The sequence below is a fragment of the Bacillus sp. FSL R7-0672 genome, assembly GCF_038601465.1.
Classification (GTDB): Bacteria; Bacillota; Bacilli; order Bacillales; family Bacillaceae; genus Bacillus; species Bacillus pumilus.
Genome location: NZ_CP152010.1, coordinates 987649 through 1014173, shown reverse-complemented (window position 1 = coordinate 1014173; position 26525 = coordinate 987649). Strand labels below are relative to the sequence as shown.

The following is a 26525-nucleotide window of genomic DNA, read 5'->3' as shown; positions in this document are numbered from 1 at the left end:
TTCTCGACTTTTTTATGCAAATCAAAAGAGCCTCATTCAATATGAATAGGCTCTTTTTTGTGATTCATCAACTGTTTGCCACAGCACCCTTTTGCAGTTCGTACATTTGCGCATATAGCCCTTCTTGCTGCATGAGTTGATCATGACTACCCCGCTCGACAATTTCCCCTTTTTCTAAAACCAAAATCATATCGGCTTTCTTAATGGTGGATAATCGGTGAGCAATGACAAAAGTTGTTCGTCCTTCTTTGACGACATCAAGTGCTCGCTGAATGATCGCTTCTGTTTCTGTATCAATGTTTGCGGTGGCTTCATCTAAAATTAAGATCGCTGGATCGTACGCTAGTGCACGAGCAAATGAAATTAACTGACGTTCCCCTGAGGAAAGAGTACTTCCCTTTTCAACGACTGGTTCATCAAATCCTTCTGGCAGATGCTTCAATAACTCTACTGCGCCTACTTGTTTTAATGATGCTTCAATCGTTTCTCTTTTAATGTCTTCATTTCCTAAGCTGACATTAGATGCAATCGTTCCGGAAAATAAATACGGGTCTTGAAGCACAATGCCCATTTGTTTCCGCAACGTTTGCCGAGACTGGCGATAAATGCTTTCTCCATCAATGAGAATGTCTCCTTGCTGAATGTCATAAAAACGCAGCAGCAAGTTCATGATCGAGCTTTTCCCAGAACCAGTATGCCCCACAAGTGCAACCGTTTGGCCTTTTTTTGCCTCGAACGTAATGTTCTTTAATACATTATTTCCTTCATTATAAGCAAAGGTGACATCTTGGAACTGAACGTGTCCCTCCATTTTCTTTTGAACAGGTTCTTCCACTGTTGTTCCTGGCTCATCCAATAATCGGAAAACCCTTTCCGATGAAACCCTTGCTAATTCCAATCTCGAGAATTGGTTCACAATACCTGTAATCGGCTGAAATAATCGATTTAAATAATCGACAAACGCATAGAGCACACCAATTGACACAATGCCCGTCGGACTTAAGGACGCACCGCCAAAATACCAAATGAGTGCCACATAGGCTAAATTCCGAAGCAGGTTAACCAAGTTATGCGACAGAAGTGAATTTAAATGCAGCATCTTTCGCTGATATCGAAAGTGATTGTTGTTCAGCTCATCAAATTCCTCTTTCGTCACTTTTTCATGACGAAACGCTTGAATAATGGTCATCCCTTGAATGGCTTCATTTAGCTTGGCATTGATGTCACTAATGATCGAACGAATGCGGTGGTTGTACACTGATGCAAACTTTCTGTAGGTCATCGACCATAGGAAAATAATCGGTACCGCCACTAAACAAATGAGTGCCAGCTTCACATTTAATAAAAACATGGCAATATAAATTCCTATCATGTAAATCGCACTCGTCACGAAATTAGCGAGGACTGTCACATATAAATCACGAATGGTTTCTGTGTCATTGGTAATCCTCGCTACGACCTTTCCAGCAGGTAAATTATCAAAATACCGGATAGGCAGTGTTTGAATATGCTCAAATACATCCACCCTCATTTTTTGAATAATTCGGTTGGCTATTCGCTGTAACAGATAATGCTGCGCATATTGAAAGAAAATCGCAATAACGAGAAGCCCTAGATAAAATAGAACAAGCTGCACCAAACCACTGATTTCCGGCTCATAAAAAGAGAAAATTTCCTCTTTCGATAAACGCTGTACTTGATAGGTCTCGTGCTCGTTTCCATTTTCAATGGTAAGCTGATCTCCCGAGATCTTTCGGTTTCCATCAAAGCGAATCGGCTCATTCACAAAATAGTAACCGAATCCGACTTGCACCACATTGATTTGTTTTCCAGATTCCATACCACTGTCTAATCGATCGCTTCGTATATAGTTATTTCCCTGGTAATAAACGGTTTTGTCTGTTTTTTCATTGACCTCGACATAAGGCTTTTCTACACCTAAAATATGATCATCAATCATTTTCTTCCCAATAAATGGTCCTGTCAGTTCAGCACCTACTGCAATGATGAGAAAGATCAAGGCAACAGACAGTACTTTCTTATAAAGGAGTGCGTAGGCAAGGAGTCTTCTTCCTGTTGTCATGCCTCATCCCCTCCTTCCAGCTGGTTTGTCAGCTGCTGACGTAGAAATTGTTCTTTGTACCATCCATCTTGCTGAATGAGCTCTTCGTGAGTTCCCTTTTGGACGATGCGTCCTTCTTCCATGACAAGTATGAGATCTGCATGCTCAACAGCTGATAGACGATGAGTCGTAATAAACGTCGTTTTCCCATGACGATTTTGCCTTAAATTTTCTAAAATAGCGGTTTCTGTTTTTGCATCTACCGCAGAAAGCGAGTCATCCAGTATTAAAATGTCGGGATCTATTAATAAAGCGCGTGCAATGGAAATTCGCTGCTTTTGTCCACCTGACAGCGCCACACCTTTTTCTCCGACCATGGTTTCGAGACCCTCTGGCAACAGACGTAAATCTTTTTCGAAATAAGCATCTTTGATCGCTTGTGCTAATTCATTTTGTTTTGCGTCTCGATGACCAAAACGCATATTCTCTTCTACACTTTTAGAAAAAAGAATATGATCTTGCGGTACGTATCCGATCCATTGAAATAGCTGATCCAATTCGATTTCTTGGATTGGGACTCCTGATAGCAGGATTTGACCATCACCTGTTGGATACTGGCGCAGAAGCTGTTTTACGATAGTCGTTTTACCGCTTCCTGTTTTGCCTGTAATTCCGATCGTCTGCCCCTTTCGAACTCTAAAGGACACATCAATTAAATTATCTTTAGGGGAAGTTGGATACCTGAATGTCACTTGGTCAAACCGAATATCGCCAGGCTCTTGTAACGTTTTTGGCTGAGAAGCGTCTGTGACATCCGGCTTGTAGCTGAGTGTATGATTCAACCGGTCTAACGACGCATTTCCTCTTTGCATAATATTAATCAACTCGCCGATCGCAAACATTGGCCAGATCATCATCCCAAGATAGACGTTAAAAGCGACAAGCTCACCAATGGTTAAATCGCTTTGGAATACAAGATAGGCTCCGTAGCCAATTCCTATTAAGTAGCTGACACCGACAAGTAATTTCACTGTCGGCTCAAACAATGAATCAATGACCGCCACTCTCATATTTTTTTGAAATACATCATCAGTCATTTGACGAAAGCGTTCGACATCTTGCTTCTCCTGTACAAAAGACCGGATGACCCGGACGCCTGCGACTGATTCAAGGACGCGGTCGTTCATATCACCAAATGCATCTTGAGCAACTGTAAAGCGATCATGAATCTTGCTGCCATAATACGCAATCAAGAGCGCCATTAGCGGCATAGGGATAATCGCCATTAAAGTTAATTTCCAGCTAATCGTCAGCCCCATCGTAAAAAAGATCATCAGCATATAAGCAGTGGAATCCACCAATGTCAGAACGCCAAAACCTGTCGTTAAAGCTACAGCATTCAAATCGTTTGTACCTAATGCCATTAAGTTACCTGTTTTTTTCTTCTCATAAAAGGTAGGTGTCATCTTAAGTAAGTGGCGCATGAGTTTCCCACGCATTACACGCTCCATGACATTTGCGCCGCCAAATAACTGATACATCCAAAAATATGTCAGCGTATAGACGACGACACCTAGCAAGCAAAAAATAGTGACATAAAACATTATACTGGATGTTGTAAATTGACCAGAACGAATGTCATCAACTGCCTGCCCAAGATATCTTGGCGGCAGCATTTCAAGCACATTCACAATGAGCAGGAGTGTAATGGCGATCGTATAACGCCTCCACTCTTGTTTGAAGAACCAGCCTAATTTCGTAAATACTGAAAACATGTGTGTCTCTCCTTTTAAAGCTAGCCGCTTTCTAGATTTTCTTGGCTGTCACCTTGAATTGTTTTTTTGGTTTTTGTCATTTGTCTTGTTTTTGGCATGTTCACATGCTTTCACTCCTCTTCATTTACTTGTTGATCTTCATCCCTTTATTTCGAAATGCGAAATGAATACAACAAAAAAAGAGGCAACCAGCTATCTGGTACGCCTCTTTTCGTCATGTAAAAAGGCGCATGTTGACAAATACGCAACATACGCCTTGATTCATCCGATCAATTGGAACATACGAGTCCCTTTTCAATGACCAATGAAGGTGTAATTGTCACGTGAATCAACCCATTCATACAGTTTGATTTCATTCTTCCAATGATGTTGCACATGACATTTCCTCCTTTTGGCTCTTGAATCTTTTTTTATCTTATAGTGGCTGTCACCATTTTGTCAATAAATATTTTTCAATAAATGAAATTTTCTAACAAAAAGTTCACCGCCTTCATGTGTATCTTTTTCAGATAACGGGTATACCATGAGTGTAAAGACTCCTTTTGAAAGGAATGAGGACATTGTTTCAAGCTGATCGGATGGTCGTTGCGTTTGATGGACATGAAGACAGTAAGAAAGCATTAAAAAAGGCAATCGCTTTAGCCAAAACCTTGAATGCCAAGCTGACCGTTGCCTATGCACATGATGGCAAATCAAGCAGACAGGTGTTTGATGCACCGCGCCCAATGACTGGCGGAGCTTATATCGGCGGCGGCATGGCAGACCTTCAAACACCCCCTGTGTATGTACCTCATGATGAACAGCAAAGTCCTTTGATTTTTGAAGATCATACAGAAGAGGTCGTTGCAGAAGCAAGAATGCTTTTAAATGAGGAGCAGTTTGAAGCTGCCATTGAAATTGTTGAGGGGGAACCAGCGGAAGCGATTATCGAATATGCTGAAGACATTTCAGCAGACCTCATCGTCATGGGAGCCCGTGACCAAAGCAGATTGAAAAAAATGCTCTTTGGCAGTGTAAGTGAAAAGTTATCATCAAAATCAGATATACCTGTGCTTATTGTAAAATAAAAGAATCACAAAAGGCTGTAAACATTCGTTTACAGCCTCTTTTTATTTATGAAGAAATCGATGCTTCACTTTCCTGTTTAATTTTTTGTTGGAAGCCTTCCTGTACACGCTTTGTCAACTCTCCTGGAACGCCTTCACCTACTGGCTGACCATCAATTTCAACAATCGGAATGACCTCAGCCGTCGTCGAGCTGATGAAGATTTCCTGCGCGCGCAGCAGCTCTTCTTTACTTATACGCGTTTCTTCAACGCTACATCCCTCTTCATCACATACTTCAAGAAGCTTTCTACGGGTAATACCGTTTAGAATAAAATTGTTTGCGGGATGTGTGCGAATCACGCCATCAATGATGGCATATACATTCGAGGAAGTACCCTCTGTCACAAAACCGTCTCTAATCAGAATGGCTTCAAACGCACCAGCTTCAGATGCTTTCTGTTTTTCCATGACGTTATATAAAAGATTTAAGCTTTTAATATCACATCTTAACCAGCGAAGGTCCTCAGATAATATAGCCTTTGCACCAGCTGTCTGCTCATGAACAGGCTTTTTCACCTGGAACGTATATGCTGTAATTTGAGGAGTGAGAGAATTGCCATATTGATGTTTACGAGGTGCGACGCCCCGCGTGACTTGAATATACACACCGCCATCTGTTAATTGGTTATGGGCGACGAGCTGTTTTAACTTTTCTTCCATATCTGATACTGCACCTTGAAGATGAATGCCGATTTCTTTTGCACTCTTGAACAGACGCTCTGTATGCTCTTTTAATGTAAACAAATTCCCATTGTATACACGGATGACCTCATAGACGCCGTCACCAAATTGATAGCCTCTGTCTTCAATATCCACATGTGCATCCTTTTTTTCAATGAAATCGTCATTATACAATACTTTCATACGGAATCTCCCCTTCGCTTCGCATTAATGGTTGAATCTGATGCTATCTTAGCGGATAAATGGGTACGTTTCAATGATTATTCAGAATTATTTCACATCATGGTAAATAGTCAACTTTCTATTGTAACAAACATAGACTCATAACCAAAAAGATTCCAATTTTTTAGCATCTTCTATATTCATAGGCTCTTTTTTCCTGTATACTTACTCCATATGAACACGACAAAAAACAATGAAAAAAGACAGAATCTACTACATGATTCGACACAAATTTTTGATTTATTGGAGCGATTGAAATGCAACGGGTTACGAAAAAACAGACACCTTCAAACACGATGCTGCTCTCAAAGGCGATTGGTTTAGTGATTTTGTCACTGATCCTCTTTTTTATTTGGGATATATCTAAAACCAATATGCAGGCAGCAGATCAGCCGGCTAAAATGTCTGCGAGCAGTCAATTCCGAGACACAAGCACAAGTCTGAAAGCAAAAGATGATTCTACGAAAACATTAGATGCACATTTTAAGATCAACCCAAACAAACATGTAACGAATCAAACGATCTTTTTAACCTTCGATGATGGTCCGTCAGCGACATCAAACCAGCTTTTAGATGTGCTTAAGGCACATCAAGTAAAGGCCACATTCTTCATGCTTGGGCCACAGATTAAAGAACATCCGGCAGCTGTGAAAAGACTTCATCAAGAAGGTCATCAGTTAGGGCTTCATGGGATCACACATGATGTGAAACGCTTTTATCAAAAAAGTGATTCTCCCGTTAATGAGATGAAGGAAGATCAGCGCATTTTGGCTTCTGTCACAGGAGAGTATACACACCTTGTGAGAACACCTTATGGCAGCGCTCCAAATTTAACGGATCAGCAAAAAGCACGTTTAAAACAAAAAGGCTTTATCTACTGGGATTGGACAATTGACAGTCTTGACTGGAAATATAAAAGCTCTAAATATGTACCAGAGGTATTGAATCAGCTGCAAATGCTAGAGACAAAACATCCAAAAGAACCAAAAATCATCTTAATGCACGATCAGCCAGCGACAGCAAAATACTTAAACAGTTTGCTCACACAGCTAAAAGCGAAGGGCTATACATTTGAAGTCCTTGATGAAACAATGAAGCCGCTACAACAATAAAGTAAGACCCCGCTCCTTTTTTGGATGCGGGGTCTTTGATGATTTATAAAGCTTTCACGAGATCGCCAATTCGTTCATGAAAGACAAGATCAAACAGTGGATCGTATTCTGTTTCACTCAAATTCATCATCACCTTGAAGATGGAAGGATTTTGAGCGGCATCTTCTGGAATATATCTTGCTGGCGCTACTTCTAGGGAAGTCCCCATGACGAGCAGAAGGTCCGCTCGCTGAAGTGATTTCTCTACTTGATCAAAATGTTTGACCCTGTCTCCAAAAAGGACAACATCTGTTTTCAGCACTTGTCCACATGTCCGTCCGTCTAAGGAAATCTTTAGACATACAGGCGCTTCTTCTTGTAATAAATAAGGCAGTTCATATGTCGCTTGGCATGATGGGCAAGTAGCTGTTTGAATGGAGCCGTGAAGTTCATATACATGCTGGCTTCCTGCTTTTTTATGCAGGCCATCAATATTTTGGGTAAAAATCTCTACAAGTTTTCCTTGTTTCTCAAGGCTGGCTAAAAAGGTATGCCCGCTATTCGGCTCGTACTCCCCGCTCATTTTCATCTGAAACAATTCCTTGAATTTCGGCCAGAATTGATGAGGATTTGATAAAAAGTAGGATCGGCTCATCGCCTCCATGCGAGCGGTGTCTTCAGTCCATAAACCGCCTGTTGACCTAAAATCAGGAATACCTGATTCCGTGCTCATACCCGCACCTGAAAGTACCATTATATGTGAAGCCTGCGTTAATTTCTCTCTTAGCACTGCCACCTTTGTTTGATCCACTCATCCTTCCTCCTTTATTCACTCAGCTGTTTTTCACCTTTTTGTTTCATGTAAATGGTCTGTCCAGGGAAGGCAAATTCTACACCTTCTTCATGGAAGATATCCATAATACGGTAGTTAATGTCCTGTTTGATATTCAGGTTTTCAGCCCAGGCCGTCGTGTTTGTGTAAAAGTTAAAAAATAAATTCAAATAACTGTCTGCCAGTACATCGAGATTCACCATGATTGTCTCCTTGTGCACCCCATCATGTTCATGAAGCATTTGTTTGAGACGTTTGATACAATGATCCAGATTTTCCTTTTGTGTATTGTAGGATACACGTACGGAAAACGTAATTTGGCGTTTATTCATTCTCGTCCAGTTCGTAATTGGTTCCTTTGAAAGCGTAGAATTCGGAACTGTCACGACAGCTTCAGCAGGTGTTCTAAATTTTGTACTTCGAAATGTAATGTCCTCGACAGTCCCAAGAACACTTGGTGTCTCCACAAAGTCGCCCATTGTAAAAGGCTTCTCTGTAATGATGACGACCCCTCCAAAAAAGTTTGCCACCGTATCCTGTGCAGCAAGCGCAAAGGCTAGACCCCCTAGACCAAGACCTGCCACAAGTCCATTTACATCATAATTAAATTCCTGTGCAATGACACTAATACTTAGTGCAATAATAATAAAACGAAGCACCTTCGATAAAAACGGCGCTAAAATATCATCCATTTCTAATTCCAATTTCGAATTTACTTTTTGAAATAAGAAAGAAGAAGCTGCGGTTAAATTACAAAGCCCCCACGTCAGCATCAATATAATGGAGGATCTATATAATTTGACGATGACATCCATATGATGCTCAAAGTATGGTGCCTGTCTTAACGCAAAATATAACCCAAGTGCGACAAAAAACAGTCTGGCTGGCTTTTCGAATGCCACAACAATTTGGTTAATGACCTCCGTTTTAGACCGATTGGTCAGCCTAAAGAGAAGATGAAATAAGTACTTCGTAAATACTTTCCGAAGCAATAAAAAAAGCAATAAAATACAAAGGCTAATACCGATTTGGATCGCAACATCTACTGTAAAATATGTATCCATCCATTTTTGTGTAAACATGTTTGTCTCTCTCCTTTAAAACAATCCTCTCTAGTTTATAATATAACCTTCGTTTATGTCCTCTCATAAATGTCTGACCTCTAAATAAAAAGCCTCGGGACCAGTCCCGAGGCATGATGTTCAATTATGAAATTTTGGCTAGAGACATATCGACGGGCAGCAAACTACTTTTTCTTCTGAGCCTGATCAAGGAGAGTCGCTTTAAACATTTCAGCATCCGTTTCGACCTTAATACGTTCTTCCACTCTAATTCTCCCTTTACCCAATCATCTCGCCTCCTTTTCATCATTATAAAACATCAGAATTTTCAGTCAACATGACGAAAGCACTAATATTTTGGCGAACGCTGACGATTTGGACAAAATTGATCGAAGAAAAAATTGATGTACTTCAGATTTACTCAATCATGGCTTGGGATATTCCTGCAACTTATCACATTTGTATTATCATACTTTCTTAGCAATCCGCTTCACCATTACATACAGCTCTTCTTTCGTCCATATAGTAAAGAAGGAAAAACGGTAAAGCATTTGATATGATAAGACCAGAACTTAAGTCAGGGAGCTGGAGCATGTGTATATTATTGCGCATAGAGGGTCATCAAGCGCTGCCCCAGAAAATACAATTGCTGCATTTGATTTAGCTGTTCAGCAGGGTGCAGATTATATTGAATTAGATGTACAGCTCACATTGGACCAGCACGTCGTCGTGATCCATGATGATACAGTTGACCGAACGACGAACGGGGCCGGCTTAGTCAAAAGCTATACACTTGATCAGTTGAAAAAACTGGACGCAGGAAGCTGGTTTGACCAACAGTACACGAATGAACGAATGCCAACATTACAAGAGATTCTTGAAAGATACAGCCAGCGGATTGGGATATTGATCGAGATCAAACACCCAAAACGGCAGATAGGAATTGAAAAGGCAGTTGCCCGCATCATCAATCGGTTTGCCTATTCTCGTCATATCATGATTCAATCTTTTGATGATCATGCACTGCAAAGAATCAAAGCATTCGCCCCTTCTCTTCGAACAGCTTTGATTATAAAGCCCAATGCATTTAAACTGACGAAAAGAAAGTTAACGGCATACAGTTCGTTTGCAAATTGTCTTAATATGAAAAAAACGATGATCAACAGGTGGTGGATAGACCGCATCCACGCATTCGGGATGGATGTGTTTATATGGACTGTGAAAGATCAAAAAACAGCCGATCGAATCAAAAAATATCCCGTTGATGGTGTGGTGACGGATCACCCGCCATTTTTTCTAAAGGAGAAATGATGTAAATGAAAGCGTATCTTGCCGTATTTATTGGTGGACTGATTGGGACACTTTGCAGATATGAACTAAGCCAATCGATCGTCAGCCAAACATTCCCCTATGCAACGCTAATCGAAAACGTAACAGGCAGTCTGCTTCTTGGTTTTTCAACAGGATATTTTATGTTCCAGAAGGGAAAAAAATATCTTGCCGCTTTGATCGGAACAGGTTTTTGCGGAGGTTTTACGACAATGTCCACTTTTTCTAAAGAAACGATTCTTTTATTACAGACTGGGCAATTCACTTCAAGTGTGATTTACATCCTGCTCTCAGTCATTGCCGGAGTAGCCGCTGCCTTATGTGGTCTAATGCTAGCTCAGCAGCTCTTTCATCAAAATAAGCAGCAGAGAGGAGGCAGATAAATGATCGTTTTATATACAGCTATTGCCGGCGGGATTGGCAGCGCCCTTCGTTTTTTCATTAGCCAATCGATACAGAAAACTAAGTCTCATGCTCGTTTCCCGTACAGTATTATTCTCATCAACTTATTAGGTGCTGCCGGTTTAGGTATACTGACAGGTGCCGTGACTGCCAATCATCCGCTGCTTGTGATCATTGGAACAGGTTTTTTCGGTGGTTTCACAACATTCTCTACGTTTAGTGTAGAGTCTGCGACCATGCTAGAGCAGCGGCAAAACGGAAAACTTGCTGTCTACTTATTGACGACAATCATCGGGTCTTTCTGTCTCTTTGCTGCGTTCTATCAAATAGGACAACACCTTTTTTAAATATTGGTAATCGCAGCTAAGCTAATGAGCAGTTGATCCATAAGCTGGCGCTTCATTAAAAAGAGGGTTTTTTCACTATAGCCGATTTCCATCGCACATTTGGCCATACGCCAATCTCGAAAGTATTTGTAATCGATGAGCTGCTTCTCTATCTCATCCAGCTCTTTTAGTGCTGTTTCAATACAAGCAACGATGAGTTCATACTGATTTTTTTGCTGTTCTAACTTCTTCCGTGTCATGTGATCCAAATGATGCGTACTTCTTTTTTCAAGCTGTCTTTCGATATTTAAAATCGCAGCCTGGTAATTTTTGAAATTCTTCAAATGAAACTCAATTCGTTTCATTGAGGTTTTTTTCTCCGTGATACTTGCTGTTTCATACCAAAGCATGTCCATCCCCCTCTATCGAACGTTTGTTCTTATTATAACCCGAACGAACATTCGTAAAAAGAGACTAAATACCTAAAAAAACCTTGAGCTTATTTTTCGCTCAAGGTCATTTCATTTACTAACAGCGGCTCTTTTATATCAAGCCCTGTGCGTGCATTTCCTTTTTCTGATGATGTGACGCCTTTCTTCAGGTCGATCTTTTTCACATAGCGTCCATCCATCTCCAAGACCTTCATCCGAATATCATCAAGATAAATGGATTGTCCCTCTCGGATATCAATATTCTCATTTAAGATTAACCCGCCTATTGTATCAATTTCTTCATCATGATATGACATTTCAATCAAATCTTGAACTTCATCTAATCTGACTTTGCCATCTAAAACATAATGATGATCGGCTCTTTTTTGAATAACCGGCTGTTCATCTTCATCGAATTCATCTCGAATATCTCCAACAATCTCTTCTAAAATATCTTCTGTGGTGACAAGTCCAGACGTTCCGCCATATTCGTCGGTTAAAATCGCCATATGCATTCGATCTCGCTGCATCTTGACGAGAAGCTCCTGAATAGGAATCGTATCAATGACCTCAATCACTGGATATATATAATCTTGAATCTTCAGTTGATCTTTTTCTCCTTGATACACAAGATCTGCAAAGAGCTGCTTTTTGTTCAGCATGCCGATAACATGGTCTTTATCGCCTGAAAACACGGGAAAGCGTGTATACTTCTCCTGCGTCATGATGGAGAGGATATCATCTAGCGGCATATCTTCTGGAATGGCACAAATTTCTCTCCGCGGGACCATGATCTCTCTGGCAATTCGATTATCAAAGTCGAAAATTTTGTTCATATAATTATATTCTGATGGGTTGATTTCCCCATTTTTTAAGCTCTCAGATAATAAAATCTTTAATTCCTCTTCAGAATGGGAATGTTCTTTTTCAGACCCCATATCGATGCCCATCATTTTGGTTAGAACACGGGCTGACCCGTTTAACACATAAATGAAAGGGAACATCAGGATATAAAATGCATGCAGCGGGCCTGACAGCCAGAGCGTCATTTTTTCCGCCTTTTGAATCGCCAGTGTTTTTGGTGCAAGCTCACCGACGACTACATGCAAAAAGGTAATAATAGAGAACGCAAGTGTTGCTGAGATCAGGCTGATTGCTGAATCAGGAATGTTTGTCAAACCGAAACCTCGAACCAAAAGTTCTTTTACAGCTGGCTTACCAATCCACCCTAAACCAAGGGATGTCACTGTAATACCTAGCTGACAGGCTGACAAATATTCATCCAGCCTTGATGTCACCTTTTTCGCCACGATGGCCTTTTTAGACCCTTCGGCAACAAGCTGATCAATTCTTGAGCTTCTCGCCTTTACTATGGCAAATTCAGATGCAACAAAGAAAGCTGTTAAAGCAATCAAAACACCGACTATACTCAGATTAACAATATCGTCCATTTAACCTTGCTCTTTCTTAGAAGAACAAGGAGTCACCTCCTGATTGATGATGTTATGTTTTGCAAAACGGTTAACTGATTAAATAAGACTATATTGAGGGCCCCACTTAACCACCTCCGGTTCACGTATAAATCCGCTTCTCTACATATATATGAAACGGTCTTCATTTTATCTTACCATAAATAATCTGAAAATTCCTGTATCACTATGTTAAATTTGCCAGGTCAATCTAGACTAAGAAACCCTTCTTTACTCTTCATATCGGCAGGAAATATGAACAATTAACTTGTATTTCAGGCTAGAATTATATTAAACTATTTTCATAAACTATAACGTGACGGTTAGGAGGAGATGTTCAGATGGGGCTGAGAAAAAGTATCGTATTGGTGAACTAGCACAGATTGCACAGGTGACGAAACGTACTGTAGATTATTATACAAATCTAGGGTTGCTTGCGCCTGTTAGATCTTGCTCAAATTATCGTTATTACGATGAACATGCTTTAAAACGATTACAATTAATCGTTCTTTGCAAACAGCAGAGATTGGCTCTTTCTGACATCAAATCCAGATTAGATGAACAATTCCCTTCTCAAAAGGAAGATCCTGATGAACTTGTCCATTTAACCTCTGATATCGATCGGATGAACGAGCATATGGACCGCATTTTGGTACGTTGTAAGCAGCTTCAACCAGAACAACGTGAAAAATTAAAAGAACAGCTTACACCTGAGAAGATGACGGCTGTCCAATCATTTTTACTGCTGTTAAGTTAAAATTTTTACTAAACAGGAGGTGTTACCTTCGTTCTCAAAGTCAGAACGAAGGCCTTAATTGGACATAGTTAATTTACTTATAGTTGCTTTGCTTATAGCTTTAACCGCATTTTTCGTTGCATCAGAGTTTGCGATCATTCGCTTAAGAAGCTCAAGAATTGATCAGTTAATCGCAGAAGGTAATAAAACAGCAGTTGCTGTCAAGCATGTCACGACTCACCTTGATGAGTATCTGTCGGCCTGTCAGCTCGGTATTACCATTACCGCCCTTGGTATTGGTTGGTTAGGGGAAGAAACAATTGCGCACATGCTTGCTCCACTATTTGTAGAGCTGTCCATTCCTCAATCAGCTAGTTCTATTGTCACTTTTATTATTGCGTTTAGTATTATGACGTTTTTACACGTTGTGGTTGGAGAACTTGCACCAAAAACACTCGCCATTCAAAAGGCGGAGCAAGTATCTCTTCTTTTTGCTAGACCGCTCATGATTTTTTACAAAGTGATGTTCCCGTTTATCTGGGTATTAAATGGATCTGCTCGTTTGTTAACAAAAGCGTTCGGTCTTCAGCAAGTTTCTGAGCATGACATGGCGCACTCTGAAGAAGAATTGCGGATTATTTTATCAGAGAGCTATAAAAGCGGCGAAATTAACCAGTCTGAATTCAAATATGTAAATAAAATTTTTGAATTTGATGACCGTCTGGCGAAAGAAATTATGATTCCTCGTACCGAAGTTGTCAGCTTCCCTCATGATATTACCATTGAGGAAATGCTGAAAGTGACCAAGGTAGAGAAATATACACGTTATCCAATTGAAGATGGCGATAAAGATAATATGATTGGTGTTCTGAACATTAAAGAGGTTCTTACTGCTTGCATTAGCGGTGAGTGTTCTACAAGTGATACGATCGAAAAGTTTGTCAATCCAATTATTCATGTGATTGAAACCGTTCCTGTACATGATTTATTGCTCAAAATGCAGCGTGAACGTGTACACATGGCGATTTTATCAGATGAATACGGCGGTACAGCTGGTCTTGTGACTGTAGAAGACATCCTTGAAGAAATCGTCGGTGAAATTCGTGATGAATTCGATATGGATGAAATCAACGAAGTGCGTAAACTTGGAGAAGACCATTACATCTTTGATGGAAAGGTTCTAGTGGACCAAGTCAACCTGCTCTTAGGTACGCAGCTTGATAACGAAGAAGTCGATACGATCGGCGGCTGGTTCCTTACTCAGAAATATGAAGTTGAGAAAAATGACACCATTCGTGAACAAGGCTATGAATTTATCATTAATGAGGTCGATGGACACCATGTGGTATATATCGAAGTCAAAAAGTTAAATGAACAATTAGCAGAAGCCGCTGAAGAAGGCGCTTCTTAAGAAAAAAACGACCCTTGCCAAAGCAAGCGGTCGTTTTTCTTATGCCTTTTCCATTAATTGAGCTTCAAGTTCTTTAATTCTCGTGTTTAATACTTCCGTCATGGCACCTAATCGTTCTTTTGGCGGCAGATGCTCAAATTCTGACTGCTCAATCGGTTCACCAATAATTAAGCGCATTTTCCCCTTTTTGAAAAGACTTTTCGCATTGGACGGTCCTTTGTACGCTGCTGGAACGATTGGCGCTTTACCGAGCTGTGCAATAGTAACCGCACCTCTTTTTAAAGGTACATCCTCTGTTGTACGTGTTCCACTTGGAAAGATCCCGACGATCTTTCCCTCTTTTAATAATTTAATGGGCGTTTTAATACTGCTTGGCCCAGGATTCTCTCGATCAACTGGAAAGGCATGAATCTTTTTTAAAAATCCACCGATCCATTTGTTTGCAAACAATTCTTTTTTCGCCATATAGTGGATCTCAAACGGAAGAATTCCTGCGCCTAATGCAAGAACATCCACAAAACCCTCATGTGTACATGCAATGACAAATCCCCGATCCGTTGGCAGATTCTCTTTTTGATATACTTTGATTCCGCCTCGGAGAGTAAATACTACTTTAATGGTATAGCCTGAAAATTTATACATAGTGCACTTCCTTTGTTTAAAGAATGAAGGATTTGTTTCTATTATAACAAATTTTTTATTACCTGGTACTAAAATTTTCATGAAGCAGCCAAACCATCACATCATTTTTCTTTTTAAATCATCGTTCTTTCTGTATTCAGGTCTATGGTTTTAGGAGAGAATAGAAGAGGAATTGTGTCCAATTTTGTCGTTTTTTAAGGTTTTTTCCTGATTTGTTCAATTGAAAATGCTTTATAAATGGTGCAAATTTCGCTATGATAAGGAGAAATGATTTTGATTCGGCGAAAGAAATGAGTATTGTACGGTATTGAGAAGTTTCGTGCAACTTTATGCCTTTCTTATGCGTGTATAACATAGAGGGGAGAAAAATCAGTGACGATCGATGAAATTTATCAAATGTATATGAACGATGTTTACAGGTTTCTGCTCTCCATGACAAAAGACAAACATTTGGCAGAAGACTTATTGCAGGAAACCTTTATGCGTGCTTATATACATATTCATTCCTACGACCATAGCAAAGTGAAACCTTGGTTATTTCAGGTGGCACGAAATGCTTTTATTGATTATGTCAGGAAACATAAAAAAGAAGTGACCATATCGGATGATCTTATTGGCGGCCTTTTACAAACGTCTGTACAAAGCCCTGCTGAACAGGTTGAAATAAAAGAAGTCCTCAACATGTATTTAGAACAGCTTCCAGATAACTACAAGGAAGCGTTGACATTGTATTATTTAAAAGAACTGAATTACAAGGAAGCATCCAAGGTCATGAATATTACTGAAGCAAATTTTAAAAGTGTTTTATTTCGTGCAAGGCAGCGCCTAAAAGCACTTTACAACAGAGGTGTTAATGATGAATGAAGAGTTTAACAAGCGATGGGAACAATATAATAATGGTGAGATGAACGAGGAAGAAATGATAGCGTTTGAAGAAGAGCTTGAAGAAAACGAAAAACGCTTAAGTCAGGAACTGAACGACTCGGATTGGACCGATTTTTCCATCAGTCCTGAAAAGCAAAAAGCCATCTTGCAATACGGAAAAAGAAAGTCTTATTTACGTATTTCTGTACTTGCTGTCATCTCTACACTTATTATTTTACCGCTTTGTACATTAGGGAGTTATCTATACTACGGCGTTGGCGGAGCAGAGAGTAAAGGGAATCACTTCATGGAAACAGCCGCTGTAACAGTCGCTTTGACGAAACCAAACGTGGCGATTGATATGAAGGATTTAAAAGGCCAAGTCAAGCTTTTTGGAATGAACACCGAATTGAAGCTGCAAAAACAAATTGGCAATAAAACAGAAGCCATTGGCAGTGAACAAATCGAGATGTTTTTCGATAAATTAAAACAGCCAACCATCTCATATTATGGTGACAGCGCACGCGATACGGAGGATTTTTTTACCCATCCTTCTACTCAGGCAGATGCATCAAAAAAACAAACACTCACTACTTTAGACAAGCTTCCTGAAGGAACAGTCAGTGAAGTGTATGTCTCCTATGACAAAGCGTATACACCAATGGACGTTTATTCCTTTGCTAAAAAATATGATATGAAAGTGCTCTGGAATGCGATTAAAACAGAGGATTCATTAAGCGAGAATCAGCGGCCAATTGGCTTTCCTGGAAGAGACTCTGAATTCTTAAAAGAGCTTCAGCACACATCAAAAACAGAGGTAGATCAATTTAAAGATGCCCTTACTTATGTCAATCAGCACCCAACCTGGGCAAAAACAATCTCTGGCAGACCTGAACTGGATCTGTCAAACCGAATACGCTATATCAACCAAAATGGTGTCACGATTTATGGCTCTGTGATCACAGGTCCTTCGAAAGAAATCGAGAAATTTGTGAAGACAAAACGCATTAAAACGGCAAAAGTGAGCGAGGTGGAATTATGGAATTGGTAAGAATTTTTAAAGAGCATAATGTATTTGGCTGGATTTCTGTCGGTACTGCGATATTATCCCTGCTCATGCTGAACCTCGCCATTATCAGTAATGTGACATTTTATTCTTTTCAGATGCTCCCTTTTGCAATGGCCGCAGTTCCATTTGGCATTATTGAACTGTTCATTAAAAAAGGCCGTACGGGCCCTGGGTTTCTCGGTGTCGTACTGAATATCTTTGTCATTGTATGTGTCTATGCCATCGTATCAATCGATATCGATCTTCAATTAGGCTTTTAAGCCGCTCTCAACATGAAAAGCCCGTGTTACTTGACTAATGCCAAGTAGCACGGGCTTTTTTGAATATCGATTTATTTTCTTAAGTCTACAGCGCAAATAAAAAAGACTGCTTCATCAGCAGTCTCAGCGTGTAGACAAACCCTCGCATTCGGTGTCAGTCCTGCGTGCTGGTGCTCACGAATGTCGAATTCGCTCCGCGCCAGTACTCGTCCTTCCTAGACTGCAAAGGTTTTCTATCACGCTGAAAAGAAGACAAAGGGCTAAAATCAAGATCATTTTAGCCCTTTGTCAACAATCTGAGACTGCTTCATCAGCAGTCTCTTAAAATAAATTAGTTTACAAATGTTTTCGCTCCAAGGTAAATCGGCTTCCAGTAGCTTGAATTCATATCACTGATCGTCACACCATCGGAAGCAGCATGAATAAACTTGTTGTTCCCAATGTAGACACCCATGTGAGATGGACCCGATTTATATGTTGTAAAGAACACAAAATCGCCAACCTTTGGAGTTGATACGCTTTTCATTGATCCCCAAAAACCTTCAGTTGTTTGTCTTGAAATCTTTTTTTGTTTGTTAATGATATACCACATAAACCCGCTGCAATCAAAGCCCTTTGGTGTCGTTCCACCCCATCTATATGGTGTGCCATTGTGCGCTTTAGCATCCGCAACAAGCTTAGACGTGTTTAAAGAAGAAGCAGAAACTGTTTTTTCTTTAACAGGTGTTGTTTTCACTTTTTTAGACGTCTTTTTGACCTTTAGCTTTTGCCCAATTTTGATCAGGTTTGTTTTGAGTTTATTTAACGATTTCAGCTCTTTTACAGTCATGCCGTACTTTTTGCCGATTTTAGATAATGTATCACCTTTCACAACTTTATGAGTGGCTGTGGCTGACGCCGCTTTTACTTTTGTTGTTGTTTTTGATGTTTTCGTTATTTTTTTTGCGGCAGTACCATTTACTTTTAACGTTTGTCCAACAAATATCGTGTTAGATTTCAGCTTATTGTCTGATTTAATCTTGCTCACGCTTGTTTTGTATTTTTTCGCTAGAACAGAAAGAGAGTCACCTTTTTGAACTTTTACTGATTGTGCTGAGGCAGCTCCGGCAAATAATGTCGTCCCAAGTAAAACTGCACTTGCAGCTGTGATCAATTGTTTTTTCATTTGTTCCTCCTGTATGTATCTATCGAGATCCGAATTTTTATCTACTTACTATTATAAGGATCAAATACCAGAAGAAATAGTCTTGACTTCCTACGACATTATGCTTATTAATTCGGCAAAATTTATTTTTTTTTAGGGTTCTTTATATTTCATTTTCATTACACAATCATGACAAAATAAACGCATCTTGTCATGGATAAATGATACATTCATTTCTCTTTTTGGCTCATTCTATGTAAAGTGGGCCTTTACAATTTTAAAGGGAACTTTACGATCCTGTAAATGGGAATCCACAATTCTGCTCTACCATTGTAAACGTAAGAGCGATACATAAACATTGAGGAGGCAAAATGAATGAGTGTGTTGAAAAGCTCGAAAACGAAAATCGCTGCAGTGGCGGCAGCATCTGTGCTATCGATTGGCATTTTTTCAGGAATTGAATTTGGACAAGCTGACAAAGCAGAGGCTAAAAAGAAGCCAAAAAATGACGTGCAAAATGTGATCGTGCTGATCGGGGATGGCATGGGAACACCGTATCTTTCAACTTACCGTTCATTTAAGCATAACGGAGACCTTTCAAAGCAAACAGCGTTTGACCCTTACCTCACTGGCATGCACAAAACATACCCTAGCGACTCGAAAAGCAATATCACTGATTCTGCCGCAGCTGGTACAGCTATGGCAACTGGTAAAAAGACTTACAACAATGCGATCAGTGTCAATAAAAACGGTAAAAAATTAAAAACAGTTCTAGAAGAAGCAAAACGGAAGGGAAAATCTACGGGACTTGTCGTGACCTCTGAATTAACAAATGCCACCCCTGCTGCGTATGTGGCTCACGATGTATCGAGAAAAAACACAGCAGCCATCGCTGATGATTTCTTCGATGAAAAAATCGGTAAACAGCATACAGTCGATGTCATGCTTGGCGGAGGTCTCGTCGATTTTGTCCGAAAGGATCGTGATTTAACGAAGGAATTTAAACAAGCCGGATATGATTATGTCACCAATAAAGATGCCTTACAAAAAAACAAAAACCAAAAGGTGTTAGGCATTTTTGCTGATGGCGGTCTTGATAAAGCGATTGATCGTGATAAAAAGACCCCTTCCCTGCAAGACATGACATCTTCAGCCATTAAACAGCTGTCTAAAAACAAAAATGGATTTTTCCTTATGGTAGAAGGCAGTCAAATTGACTGGGCAGGACATGATCATGATATTGTGAGTGCCATGAGTGAAATGAAGGATTTTGAAAAAGCATTTGAAGAAGCGATTCGTTTTGCAAAAAAGGATAAAAATACGTTAGTCATCACCACTGCCGATCATTCAACTGGCGGACTTTCCTTTGGGGCAGACGGCTCAGGCAGCTGGGATTACAAACCGGTAAAAGCAGCGAAAAAGACCCCTGATTTTATCGCAAACAAAATCGTCAGTGGCATGCCTGTTGAATCAGCGCTGAAACAATATATCGATCTTGATTTCACAAAAGAAGAAATGGCCTCCATTCAAAAGGCCGCTGAAACAAAGGATGCTCTTAAAATTGATGATGCGATTGAAGAAGTGATCAACGTGAGATCACATACAGGCTGGACCACATCAGGTCATACGGGCGATGAAGTGCCATTCTTTGCGTATGGCCCAACAAGCCAAAAGCTAAAAGGTCTGATGGAAAACACCGATCAAGCAAAACACATTTTCAAACTGCTGAAAAACCAATAAAACTGGCAAAAAAGATGTCTGCTAAGAGACATCTTAGATTGTTGACAAAGTGCTAAAATGATGTTTATTTTAGCACTTTGTCTTCTTTTCAGCGTGATAGAAAACCTTTGCAGCCCTAGGAAGGGCGGCTACTTTTGCGGAGCGAATTGAACATTCGTGAGCACCAGCGCGCAGACCTGACAACGAATGCGAGGGTTTGTCTACACGCTGAGATGTCTGCTAAGAGACATCTTTTTTTGTTTTTTTATGCGAGATATTTTCTGTGGACTCCTTTTCCATCATACGAAAACATGACTTCTTTTCCTTCAAGAATGGATTCGATATGCACACTTCTTCCCCATAGCTGATGCAAATATGGGAGTACTTTTTCTAAGTATTTCAGATCTAGTTCAATGCCCTCATACCAATGTTTAATATAGAGTTCATTGTTTTTTAAATAGTCGCCATCCATCACGGTCAAATAAGGAAAGCCGCCATTGACCCTCATGCTGACTAGCTGATCACGAACAGCCTTCCATTCTTTATCGATGACTTTATAATCTCTCCCTTGTTTTTGAAACAAGTACAAATCTTCTCTCATCACAAGGTCTTTTGTTAAGTAATTTCGAATGAAGGAAATATCTGATTCAATCTCCCTTACTTCAAACATTTTGCTTCGGCCCGATCCTTCTGTCACCCCTGCTTTTTTTAATTCTTCACATGGGTTGTCATAGCGCTCTTCGATATCTTCAAAAATCTTCAAACCTAAATAGTAAGGATTGATGCCTGTTTTTGATGGCTGTACCACGCCAGCATTTAATTTGGCAAACTCGATCGATTCACTTGAATCTAAATCAAGCTCTCGCATTATCCGCTGATGCCAATACGATGCCCAGCCTTCATTCATAATCTTTGTTTCTAGCTGCGGCCAAAAATAGAGCATTTCCTCCCTCAGCATCGTGAGGACGTCGCGCTGCCACGGCTCTAACTCCCGGGAGTGCGCCTCAATAAAAAGTAAAATATCTTTTTCCGGCTTTGGGGGAAATGGCTTGGCGATTTTCTTTTTCTCACGTATTTTCGGCTCATCCATTCCCCACAAATCATCATACGGCGTCTGACGCTTTGGTTGGTCATCTTCATATTCTTCTTCATCGCCGATATTCCAGCTTAGTTTTGAACGAACAAGAGACGGATCAATATGCTCCTGAAGAGCCAATACGGCGTCTAAAAAGGATTCAACTTCTTTTGTTCCATGAAGATGCTCATATTCCTTGATCCGCTCTGCCGCTGCTGACATGCTTTCTACCATGTCTCGTTTTGTGTTTTGGAAACGGCAATTATTTTTGAAGAAATCACAGTGTGCCAGTACATGAGCCACAATTAATTTATTTTGAACAAGCGTGTTGTTATCAAGTAGAAAGGCGTAGCAAGGATTTGAATTGATGACTAGCTCATAAATTTTGCTTAATCCTAAATCATAATGAAGCTTCATTTTATGAAATTGTTTACCAAAGCTCCAGTGGCTGAATCGTGTTGGCATTCCGTATGCACCGAACGTATAAATAATTTCCGCGGGACAGATTTCATACCTCATCGGATAAAAATCTAGACCAAATCCTTCTGCAATTTCTGTAATTTCATCAATGGCTCTTTGTAAAAGACGTTTTTCTGATACGCTCAAGGAAACCATCCCTCCTCATCGGACTTATCCCTACTATATGAGCGCATCTAAAAAAACATGATGTTCCGCCATTCGTTTAGACGACTTCCATTTCTTTCGTGGATTGCCCGCCGAATGACTCGAAATGTATATTCTGTTCTGGAATTCCCAGCTCTTTTAGTATATAAATCATCTCCTGTGTAAACACCGGGGATCCGCATAGATAAAATTGGCCTTTCCCTTCTCCAACCACTGATTGAAGGAAAGGACGGTCAATGCGGGAAGCTGCCTTTTCAACAAGCTCACCCTTACCCGACTTCGCAAATTGTTCATTACATAAGATGATGCGGCCATGCGGAGCTGATGCTAGAACGCTTTCAAATTCATTTTCAAAAGCGGTGACATCCTCTAATCGATCTGCATGAATCATTGTAAATGGATGGCTGTTTTGCGCTGCTGTTTTCAATAAACCGATCATTGGCGTGACTCCAGAACCAGCACTAATGAAATAAACAGGCTCTTTTGTGGCTTCTTGCAAGCAGAATATTCCCTGCGGCATACTCACTTGAAGAACGTCTCCTTCTTCCATTTCATCATGCAAAAATGTAGACACATGACCATCGCGCTTCACTGTGATGCGGTAATAAGATGGATGATGCTGATCTGATAAGCTGTATTGTCTGCTACACATATAAGCCTCACCTGGCATATCTGCCTGAACCGTCATATATTGACCTGCTTCAAACATTGGCAGCTCTGATTCATCTTCTGGTACTAAGTAAAAGGAGATCAGCGCTGGAGATTCCTGTACCTTTTTCTTTATCACAAACGGCTTCACATCTGCCCATCCACCAGGTTGCTTTACATTCACCTCCATCATTTCTGCTTCAATCGTAATAAAAATATTTGCAATGATGTCATATGCGGCCTTCCAAGCTAAAAGCGTGTCATCTTTTTCCGTTAAACCAAACACTTCTTTCATCGCTTCAATCAGGTGATATCCGACGATTGGATATTGCTCTTTTTTGACCATCACACTGACATGTTTATGGGCAATCTGTTTGACCGCAGGAAGTAATTCTTCTAATCGATCGATGTGTAGTGCAGCTTGATATAGTGTCGCAGCAAGCGCCTCTGGCTGACTTCCGTTCATGAGGTTTGTTTGATTAAATTGATTGAGTAGCTCTGGATGCTGACGAATCATATTTTGATAAAAAACAGTCACAAGTTTGGTTCCCTCGGCTTTTAATAGAGGGGCTGATTGTTTAATAGCATTCATTTGATCTTTAGATAACATCGTCATTCCTTCTCCCTAAAGATGTATTTTAAATACATCTTTATCGTAACGGATGACAGCTTATAAAAGCAATATTTATAATACATGTTTTGAATGTTGACACATTTAACACTTTCTCGAACAGTTTTTGTCTAAAATGTGTTACGATGATACAAAACTCTATAGGGTTTAGAGGTCGTCAAAATGAAACTAACGAATTATACAGATTTCTCATTAAGAGTACTCATTTATTTAGCATCAAGAGAGAACAATGAACTGTCAAATATTCAGCAGATCGCCGATGTTTATGGCATTTCTAAAAATCATCTGACAAAGGTGATTTATCATCTTGGAAAACGCGGCTATGTTGAAACGATCCGTGGAAGAAATGGCGGGATTAGGCTTGGGAAAAGCCCAGAAAGCATTAACATTGGAGAGGTTGTCCGTTATACAGAGGATGATTTAGTCATGGTTGAATGCTTTGATCCAAGGAAAAACAGCTGTATCATCTCCCCGATTTGTTCATTAAAGCATGTACTTCATGAAGCACTTACTGCTTACTTGCGCGTTCTTGACCAATACACATTAAAAGATTTAACACAAAACAAAGATGCTCTTAGAGAGCTCCTCCTTTAGACGAAAGAATTCTATTCTTTCGTCTTTTTCTTTACCTTCTTGTAATAATAATTAATTTAAAATTATTATAAATAGATATTGACTATCATGTTTGATTCAATATAATTAGGGTATATAGATTGCTAGAAACCATTTTTTTGTTTACAGGAGGAGAAAAAGAATGACAAATTCAAATCATAAAAATTTGACAACGAACCAAGGCGTACCTGTTGGCGATAATCAAAACTCAAGAACAGCTGGTCACCGCGGACCTACATTTCTTGATGATTACCATTTGATTGAAAAACTTGCACACTTCGATCGTGAACGTATTCCAGAGCGTGTCGTTCATGCGAGAGGCGCCGGCGCTTATGGTGTGTTTGAAGTTGAAAATAGTATGGAGAAACATACAAAAGCGGCTTTCTTAAGTGAAGAAGGAAAACAGACAGATGTTTTTGTTCGCTTCTCAACCGTTATTCATCCTAAAGGTTCACCTGAAACATTGCGTGATCCGCGCGGCTTTGCTGTCAAATTTTACACAGAAGAAGGCAACTATGATCTAGTTGGTAACAACTTGCCGATCTTCTTTATACGTGATGCATTGAAATTCCCTGATATGGTTCACTCTCTCAAGCCAGATCCTGTAACCAATATCCAAGATCCTGACCGTTATTGGGATTTTATGACCTTAACACCTGAATCCACTCATATGCTCACATGGCTCTTCTCTGATGAAGGAATCCCTGCGAACTATGCTGAAATGCGCGGTTCTGGTGTGCATACATTTAGATGGGTCAACAAATATGGAGAAACAAAATATGTGAAATATCACTGGAGACCTTCAGAAGGTATTCGCAATTTATCTATGGAAGAAGCAGCAGAAATCCAAGCGAATGATTTCCAGCATGCGACAAGAGACTTATATGACCGTATTGAAAATGGCAACTACCCAGCATGGGACTTATATGTCCAGCTGATGCCGCTGAGCGATTATGATGATCTTGATTATGATCCATGTGATCCAACAAAGACATGGAGCGAAGAAGATTACCCGCTTCAAAAAGTAGGACGCATGACTCTGAACCGCAATCCTGAGAACTTCTTTGCTGAAACAGAGCAAGTTGCTTTCACACCAAGTGCACTTGTTCCAGGAATTGAAGCATCTGAAGATAAATTGCTTCAAGGTCGTCTGTTCTCTTATCCAGATACGCAGCGTCATCGTCTTGGTGCCAACTATATGCGCATTCCGGTGAACTGTCCTTATGCACCTGTACACAATAATCAGCAGGATGGCTTTATGACAACGACTCGTCCAAGCGGTCATATTAACTATGAACCAAACCGTTACGATGATCAGCCAAAAGAAAATCCTCACTACAAGGAAAGTGAACAAGTTCTTCACGGTGATCGTATGGTGAGACAAAAAATTGAAAAACCAAACGACTTCAAACAAGCAGGGGAAAAATATCGAAGCTATTCTGAAGAAGAGAAACAAGCATTGATCAAAAATCTAACCGCTGACCTGAAAGACGTAAATGACAAAACAAAATTACTTGCGATCTGCAACTTCTATCGTGCAGATGAAGACTACGGACAACGATTAGCCGATTCACTTGGCGTGGATATCCGCTCATACCTTCAAGGAAGCATGAAATAATTGATCCGGAAATAGCACCTCTAATAAAGAGGTGCTTAGATTGTTGACAAAGTGCTAAAATGATGTTTATTTTAGCACTTTGTCTTCTTTTCAGCGCGATAGAAAACCTTTGAAGTCTAGGAAGGGCAGCTACTTTTGCGGAGCGAATTGAACATTCGTGAGCACCAGCGCGCAGACCTGACAACGAATGCGAGGGTTTGTCTACACGCTGGGCACCTCTAATAAAGAGCTGCTTTTTTATAGACGGAATACGTTAATACTAATCAAATGACCGGTCACCGGGTGAAAATAGATTTCTGCATGCGCAGCAAAAAGCGTTGAGCCTTCCTTCACGGTGACGCGAAAGACATCTTTTGTCTGATCTTCATTTACTTGTGTACGCCCGATATATTGATAATCGTTTAAAGCGGCGCCTTCATATTCCTCTTGCAACGCTGTGTACGCAAGTCTTTCCCAATTTTCAACAGGCTGCATCGCTGCATTTGTTGGAGGATGGATCATGAAACTGCCAAACAAAACCATTCCTGCTGCAAAAGGCACCCACCATTTCGGCTGCATGATATCATTGCTCTCACTTTCATGTATATTTTGTTTATGTTTTGCTGATCGATCCATTTTCATACATGAAGCATTTATTCAGCCTATAATTCCCGGTACACGATTGATGCGGACACCAACTTTTCC

26 protein-coding genes are annotated in these 26525 nt (G+C 40.1%); 13 read left to right on the top strand and 13 right to left on the bottom strand.

From position 1 onward, the window contains the following. Positions 1–67: 67 nt before the first annotated feature. On the bottom strand, positions 68–2083 hold the full coding sequence (locus tag MKY18_RS04875) for an ABC transporter ATP-binding protein (protein ID WP_065098943.1): 2016 nt from the start codon (positions 2081–2083) through the stop codon (positions 68–70). After that, on the bottom strand, positions 2080–3837 hold the full coding sequence (locus MKY18_RS04870) for an ABC transporter transmembrane domain-containing protein (RefSeq protein ID WP_065098944.1): 1758 nt from the start codon (positions 3835–3837) through the stop codon (positions 2080–2082). The genes MKY18_RS04875 and MKY18_RS04870 overlap by 4 nt, the downstream gene beginning before the upstream one ends. 560 nt (positions 3838–4397) lie before the next feature. Here MKY18_RS04870 and MKY18_RS04865 point away from each other — a divergent pair. After that, positions 4398–4904 carry a universal stress protein gene (locus tag MKY18_RS04865; RefSeq protein WP_003210990.1) on the top strand — a complete coding sequence of 169 codons (507 nt, stop codon included), beginning with the start codon at positions 4398–4400 and terminating at the stop codon, positions 4902–4904. 46 nt (positions 4905–4950) lie between these two features. On the opposite strand, the gene dat is transcribed toward MKY18_RS04865, so the two are convergent. Continuing rightward, on the bottom strand, positions 4951–5808 hold the full coding sequence (gene dat, locus MKY18_RS04860; RefSeq protein ID WP_065098945.1) for a D-amino-acid transaminase: 858 nt from the start codon (positions 5806–5808) through the stop codon (positions 4951–4953). A gap of 296 nt (positions 5809–6104) precedes the next feature. Here dat and MKY18_RS04855 point away from each other — a divergent pair, with 296 nt between their 5' ends. Continuing rightward, positions 6105–6959, top strand: coding sequence for a polysaccharide deacetylase family protein (locus MKY18_RS04855; protein ID WP_065098946.1), 855 nt, complete (start codon positions 6105–6107; stop codon positions 6957–6959). A 43-nt stretch (positions 6960–7002) separates the two neighbouring features. Here the strand turns inward: MKY18_RS04855 and MKY18_RS04850 are convergent, their stop codons facing one another. From MKY18_RS04850 to MKY18_RS04840, 3 genes are all read right to left on the bottom strand, one after another. Further along, positions 7003–7749: an NAD-dependent protein deacylase gene (locus tag MKY18_RS04850; RefSeq protein WP_081277206.1), complete on the bottom strand. Its 747-nt coding sequence runs from the start codon at positions 7747–7749 to the stop codon at positions 7003–7005. Positions 7750–7763: 14 nt separating this feature from the next. Further along, positions 7764–8852 (bottom strand): mechanosensitive ion channel family protein, encoded by a 1089-nt coding sequence (locus MKY18_RS04845; protein ID WP_185107618.1) that lies wholly within the window; start codon positions 8850–8852, stop codon positions 7764–7766. 164 nt (positions 8853–9016) lie between these two features. Then, positions 9017–9118, bottom strand: a complete 102-nt coding sequence (locus MKY18_RS04840) for a YhdX family protein (RefSeq protein ID WP_008359843.1) — start codon at positions 9116–9118, stop codon at positions 9017–9019. 307 nt (positions 9119–9425) lie between these two features. Between MKY18_RS04840 and MKY18_RS04835 the strand changes: the two genes are divergently transcribed. From MKY18_RS04835 to crcB (MKY18_RS04825), 3 genes are read left to right on the top strand one after another with little or no spacing between them, the layout of a single operon-like run. Further along, positions 9426–10142, top strand: a complete 717-nt coding sequence (locus tag MKY18_RS04835) for a glycerophosphodiester phosphodiesterase family protein (RefSeq protein ID WP_044140661.1) — start codon at positions 9426–9428, stop codon at positions 10140–10142. Positions 10143–10147: 5 nt separating this feature from the next. After that, the gene (crcB, locus tag MKY18_RS04830) at positions 10148–10543 is read left to right on the top strand and encodes a fluoride efflux transporter CrcB (RefSeq protein ID WP_044140660.1); all 396 of its coding nucleotides are present in this window, start codon (positions 10148–10150) and stop codon (positions 10541–10543) included. Then, on the top strand, positions 10544–10909 hold the full coding sequence (crcB, locus tag MKY18_RS04825) for a fluoride efflux transporter CrcB (protein WP_044140659.1): 366 nt from the start codon (positions 10544–10546) through the stop codon (positions 10907–10909). Here crcB (MKY18_RS04825) and MKY18_RS04820 read toward each other — a convergent pair. Beyond that, on the bottom strand, positions 10906–11298 hold the full coding sequence (locus MKY18_RS04820; RefSeq protein WP_044140658.1) for a hypothetical protein: 393 nt from the start codon (positions 11296–11298) through the stop codon (positions 10906–10908). The genes crcB (MKY18_RS04825) and MKY18_RS04820 overlap by 4 nt on opposite strands. A gap of 89 nt (positions 11299–11387) precedes the next feature. Beyond that, positions 11388–12770, bottom strand: coding sequence for a hemolysin family protein (locus tag MKY18_RS04815; RefSeq protein ID WP_044140657.1), 1383 nt, complete (start codon positions 12768–12770; stop codon positions 11388–11390). Between the two features lie 334 nt (positions 12771–13104). Between MKY18_RS04815 and MKY18_RS04810 the strand changes: the two genes are divergently transcribed. Together MKY18_RS04810 and MKY18_RS04805 are read left to right on the top strand one after the other, a co-directional pair. Further along, complete coding sequence (locus tag MKY18_RS04810) at positions 13105–13545, top strand: MerR family transcriptional regulator (RefSeq protein ID WP_034620022.1); 441 nt, start codon at positions 13105–13107, stop codon at positions 13543–13545. 58 nt (positions 13546–13603) lie between these two features. After that, the gene (locus MKY18_RS04805; protein WP_034620023.1) at positions 13604–14935 is read left to right on the top strand and encodes a hemolysin family protein; all 1332 of its coding nucleotides are present in this window, start codon (positions 13604–13606) and stop codon (positions 14933–14935) included. Between the two features lie 39 nt (positions 14936–14974). On the opposite strand, the gene MKY18_RS04800 is transcribed toward MKY18_RS04805, so the two are convergent. After that, the gene (locus MKY18_RS04800; protein ID WP_003212102.1) at positions 14975–15577 is read right to left on the bottom strand and encodes a 1-acyl-sn-glycerol-3-phosphate acyltransferase; all 603 of its coding nucleotides are present in this window, start codon (positions 15575–15577) and stop codon (positions 14975–14977) included. Between the two features lie 372 nt (positions 15578–15949). Here MKY18_RS04800 and MKY18_RS04795 point away from each other — a divergent pair, with 372 nt between their 5' ends. The 3 genes from MKY18_RS04795 to MKY18_RS04785 are packed head-to-tail and all read left to right on the top strand — an operon-like array spanning position 15950 to position 17770. Next, the gene (locus MKY18_RS04795) at positions 15950–16441 is read left to right on the top strand and encodes a sigma-70 family RNA polymerase sigma factor (RefSeq protein WP_003211938.1); all 492 of its coding nucleotides are present in this window, start codon (positions 15950–15952) and stop codon (positions 16439–16441) included. Next, a complete protein-coding gene (locus MKY18_RS04790; protein ID WP_185107619.1) occupies positions 16434–17492 on the top strand; it encodes an anti-sigma factor in 1059 nt (352 codons plus the stop codon). Before MKY18_RS04795 ends, MKY18_RS04790 begins: the two co-directional genes overlap by 8 nt. Then, the gene (locus MKY18_RS04785) at positions 17480–17770 is read left to right on the top strand and encodes a hypothetical protein (protein WP_044140655.1); all 291 of its coding nucleotides are present in this window, start codon (positions 17480–17482) and stop codon (positions 17768–17770) included. Before MKY18_RS04790 ends, MKY18_RS04785 begins: the two co-directional genes overlap by 13 nt. A 331-nt stretch (positions 17771–18101) precedes the next feature. Here MKY18_RS04785 and MKY18_RS04780 read toward each other — a convergent pair whose 3' ends face one another. Beyond that, positions 18102–18935, bottom strand: coding sequence for a C40 family peptidase (locus MKY18_RS04780; RefSeq protein WP_065098947.1), 834 nt, complete (start codon positions 18933–18935; stop codon positions 18102–18104). Positions 18936–19289: 354 nt separating this feature from the next. Between MKY18_RS04780 and MKY18_RS04775 the strand changes: the two genes are divergently transcribed. Further along, a complete protein-coding gene (locus MKY18_RS04775; protein ID WP_185107621.1) occupies positions 19290–20654 on the top strand; it encodes an alkaline phosphatase in 1365 nt (454 codons plus the stop codon). A gap of 244 nt (positions 20655–20898) precedes the next feature. Here the strand turns inward: MKY18_RS04775 and MKY18_RS04770 are convergent, their stop codons facing one another. Next, the gene (locus MKY18_RS04770) at positions 20899–22314 is read right to left on the bottom strand and encodes a SpoVR family protein (protein WP_106032296.1); all 1416 of its coding nucleotides are present in this window, start codon (positions 22312–22314) and stop codon (positions 20899–20901) included. Positions 22315–22390: 76 nt separating this feature from the next. Beyond that, complete coding sequence (locus tag MKY18_RS04765; protein ID WP_185107623.1) at positions 22391–23590, bottom strand: globin domain-containing protein; 1200 nt, start codon at positions 23588–23590, stop codon at positions 22391–22393. A 183-nt stretch (positions 23591–23773) separates the two neighbouring features. Here MKY18_RS04765 and MKY18_RS04760 point away from each other — a divergent pair, with 183 nt between their 5' ends. Together MKY18_RS04760 and MKY18_RS04755 are read left to right on the top strand one after the other, a co-directional pair. Continuing rightward, positions 23774–24205 carry an Rrf2 family transcriptional regulator gene (locus MKY18_RS04760; protein ID WP_050945422.1) on the top strand — a complete coding sequence of 144 codons (432 nt, stop codon included), beginning with the start codon at positions 23774–23776 and terminating at the stop codon, positions 24203–24205. A 160-nt stretch (positions 24206–24365) separates the two neighbouring features. Continuing rightward, positions 24366–25841: a catalase gene (locus MKY18_RS04755; RefSeq protein ID WP_003211348.1), complete on the top strand. Its 1476-nt coding sequence runs from the start codon at positions 24366–24368 to the stop codon at positions 25839–25841. A 237-nt stretch (positions 25842–26078) separates the two neighbouring features. On the opposite strand, the gene MKY18_RS04750 is transcribed toward MKY18_RS04755, so the two are convergent. Beyond that, the gene (locus MKY18_RS04750; RefSeq protein ID WP_003211293.1) at positions 26079–26462 is read right to left on the bottom strand and encodes a YqzG/YhdC family protein; all 384 of its coding nucleotides are present in this window, start codon (positions 26460–26462) and stop codon (positions 26079–26081) included. Positions 26463–26525 lie beyond the last annotated feature (63 nt).

What these genes read in the sequence shown, in the direction of transcription:
- MKY18_RS04765 (WP_185107623.1), bottom strand. Translation starts at nt 23,590, where the DNA reads ATGTTATCTAAAGATCAAATGAATGCTATTAAACAATCAGCCCCTCTA.
- MKY18_RS04790 (WP_185107619.1), top strand. Translation starts at nt 16,434, where the DNA reads ATGAATGAAGAGTTTAACAAGCGATGGGAACAATATAATAATGGTGAG.
- MKY18_RS04755 (WP_003211348.1), top strand. Translation starts at nt 24,366, where the DNA reads ATGACAAATTCAAATCATAAAAATTTGACAACGAACCAAGGCGTACCT.
- MKY18_RS04820 (WP_044140658.1), bottom strand. Translation starts at nt 11,298, where the DNA reads ATGCTTTGGTATGAAACAGCAAGTATCACGGAGAAAAAAACCTCAATG.
- crcB (WP_044140660.1), top strand. Translation starts at nt 10,148, where the DNA reads ATGAAAGCGTATCTTGCCGTATTTATTGGTGGACTGATTGGGACACTT.
- crcB (WP_044140659.1), top strand. Translation starts at nt 10,544, where the DNA reads ATGATCGTTTTATATACAGCTATTGCCGGCGGGATTGGCAGCGCCCTT.
- MKY18_RS04775 (WP_185107621.1), top strand. Translation starts at nt 19,290, where the DNA reads ATGAGTGTGTTGAAAAGCTCGAAAACGAAAATCGCTGCAGTGGCGGCA.
- MKY18_RS04760 (WP_050945422.1), top strand. Translation starts at nt 23,774, where the DNA reads ATGAAACTAACGAATTATACAGATTTCTCATTAAGAGTACTCATTTAT.
- MKY18_RS04800 (WP_003212102.1), bottom strand. Translation starts at nt 15,577, where the DNA reads ATGTATAAATTTTCAGGCTATACCATTAAAGTAGTATTTACTCTCCGA.
- MKY18_RS04845 (WP_185107618.1), bottom strand. Translation starts at nt 8,852, where the DNA reads ATGTTTACACAAAAATGGATGGATACATATTTTACAGTAGATGTTGCG.
- MKY18_RS04750 (WP_003211293.1), bottom strand. Translation starts at nt 26,462, where the DNA reads ATGAAAATGGATCGATCAGCAAAACATAAACAAAATATACATGAAAGT.
- MKY18_RS04870 (WP_065098944.1), bottom strand. Translation starts at nt 3,837, where the DNA reads ATGTTTTCAGTATTTACGAAATTAGGCTGGTTCTTCAAACAAGAGTGG.
- MKY18_RS04875 (WP_065098943.1), bottom strand. Translation starts at nt 2,083, where the DNA reads ATGACAACAGGAAGAAGACTCCTTGCCTACGCACTCCTTTATAAGAAA.
- MKY18_RS04780 (WP_065098947.1), bottom strand. Translation starts at nt 18,935, where the DNA reads ATGAAAAAACAATTGATCACAGCTGCAAGTGCAGTTTTACTTGGGACG.
- dat (WP_065098945.1), bottom strand. Translation starts at nt 5,808, where the DNA reads ATGAAAGTATTGTATAATGACGATTTCATTGAAAAAAAGGATGCACAT.
- MKY18_RS04855 (WP_065098946.1), top strand. Translation starts at nt 6,105, where the DNA reads ATGCAACGGGTTACGAAAAAACAGACACCTTCAAACACGATGCTGCTC.
- MKY18_RS04785 (WP_044140655.1), top strand. Translation starts at nt 17,480, where the DNA reads ATGGAATTGGTAAGAATTTTTAAAGAGCATAATGTATTTGGCTGGATT.
- MKY18_RS04815 (WP_044140657.1), bottom strand. Translation starts at nt 12,770, where the DNA reads ATGGACGATATTGTTAATCTGAGTATAGTCGGTGTTTTGATTGCTTTA.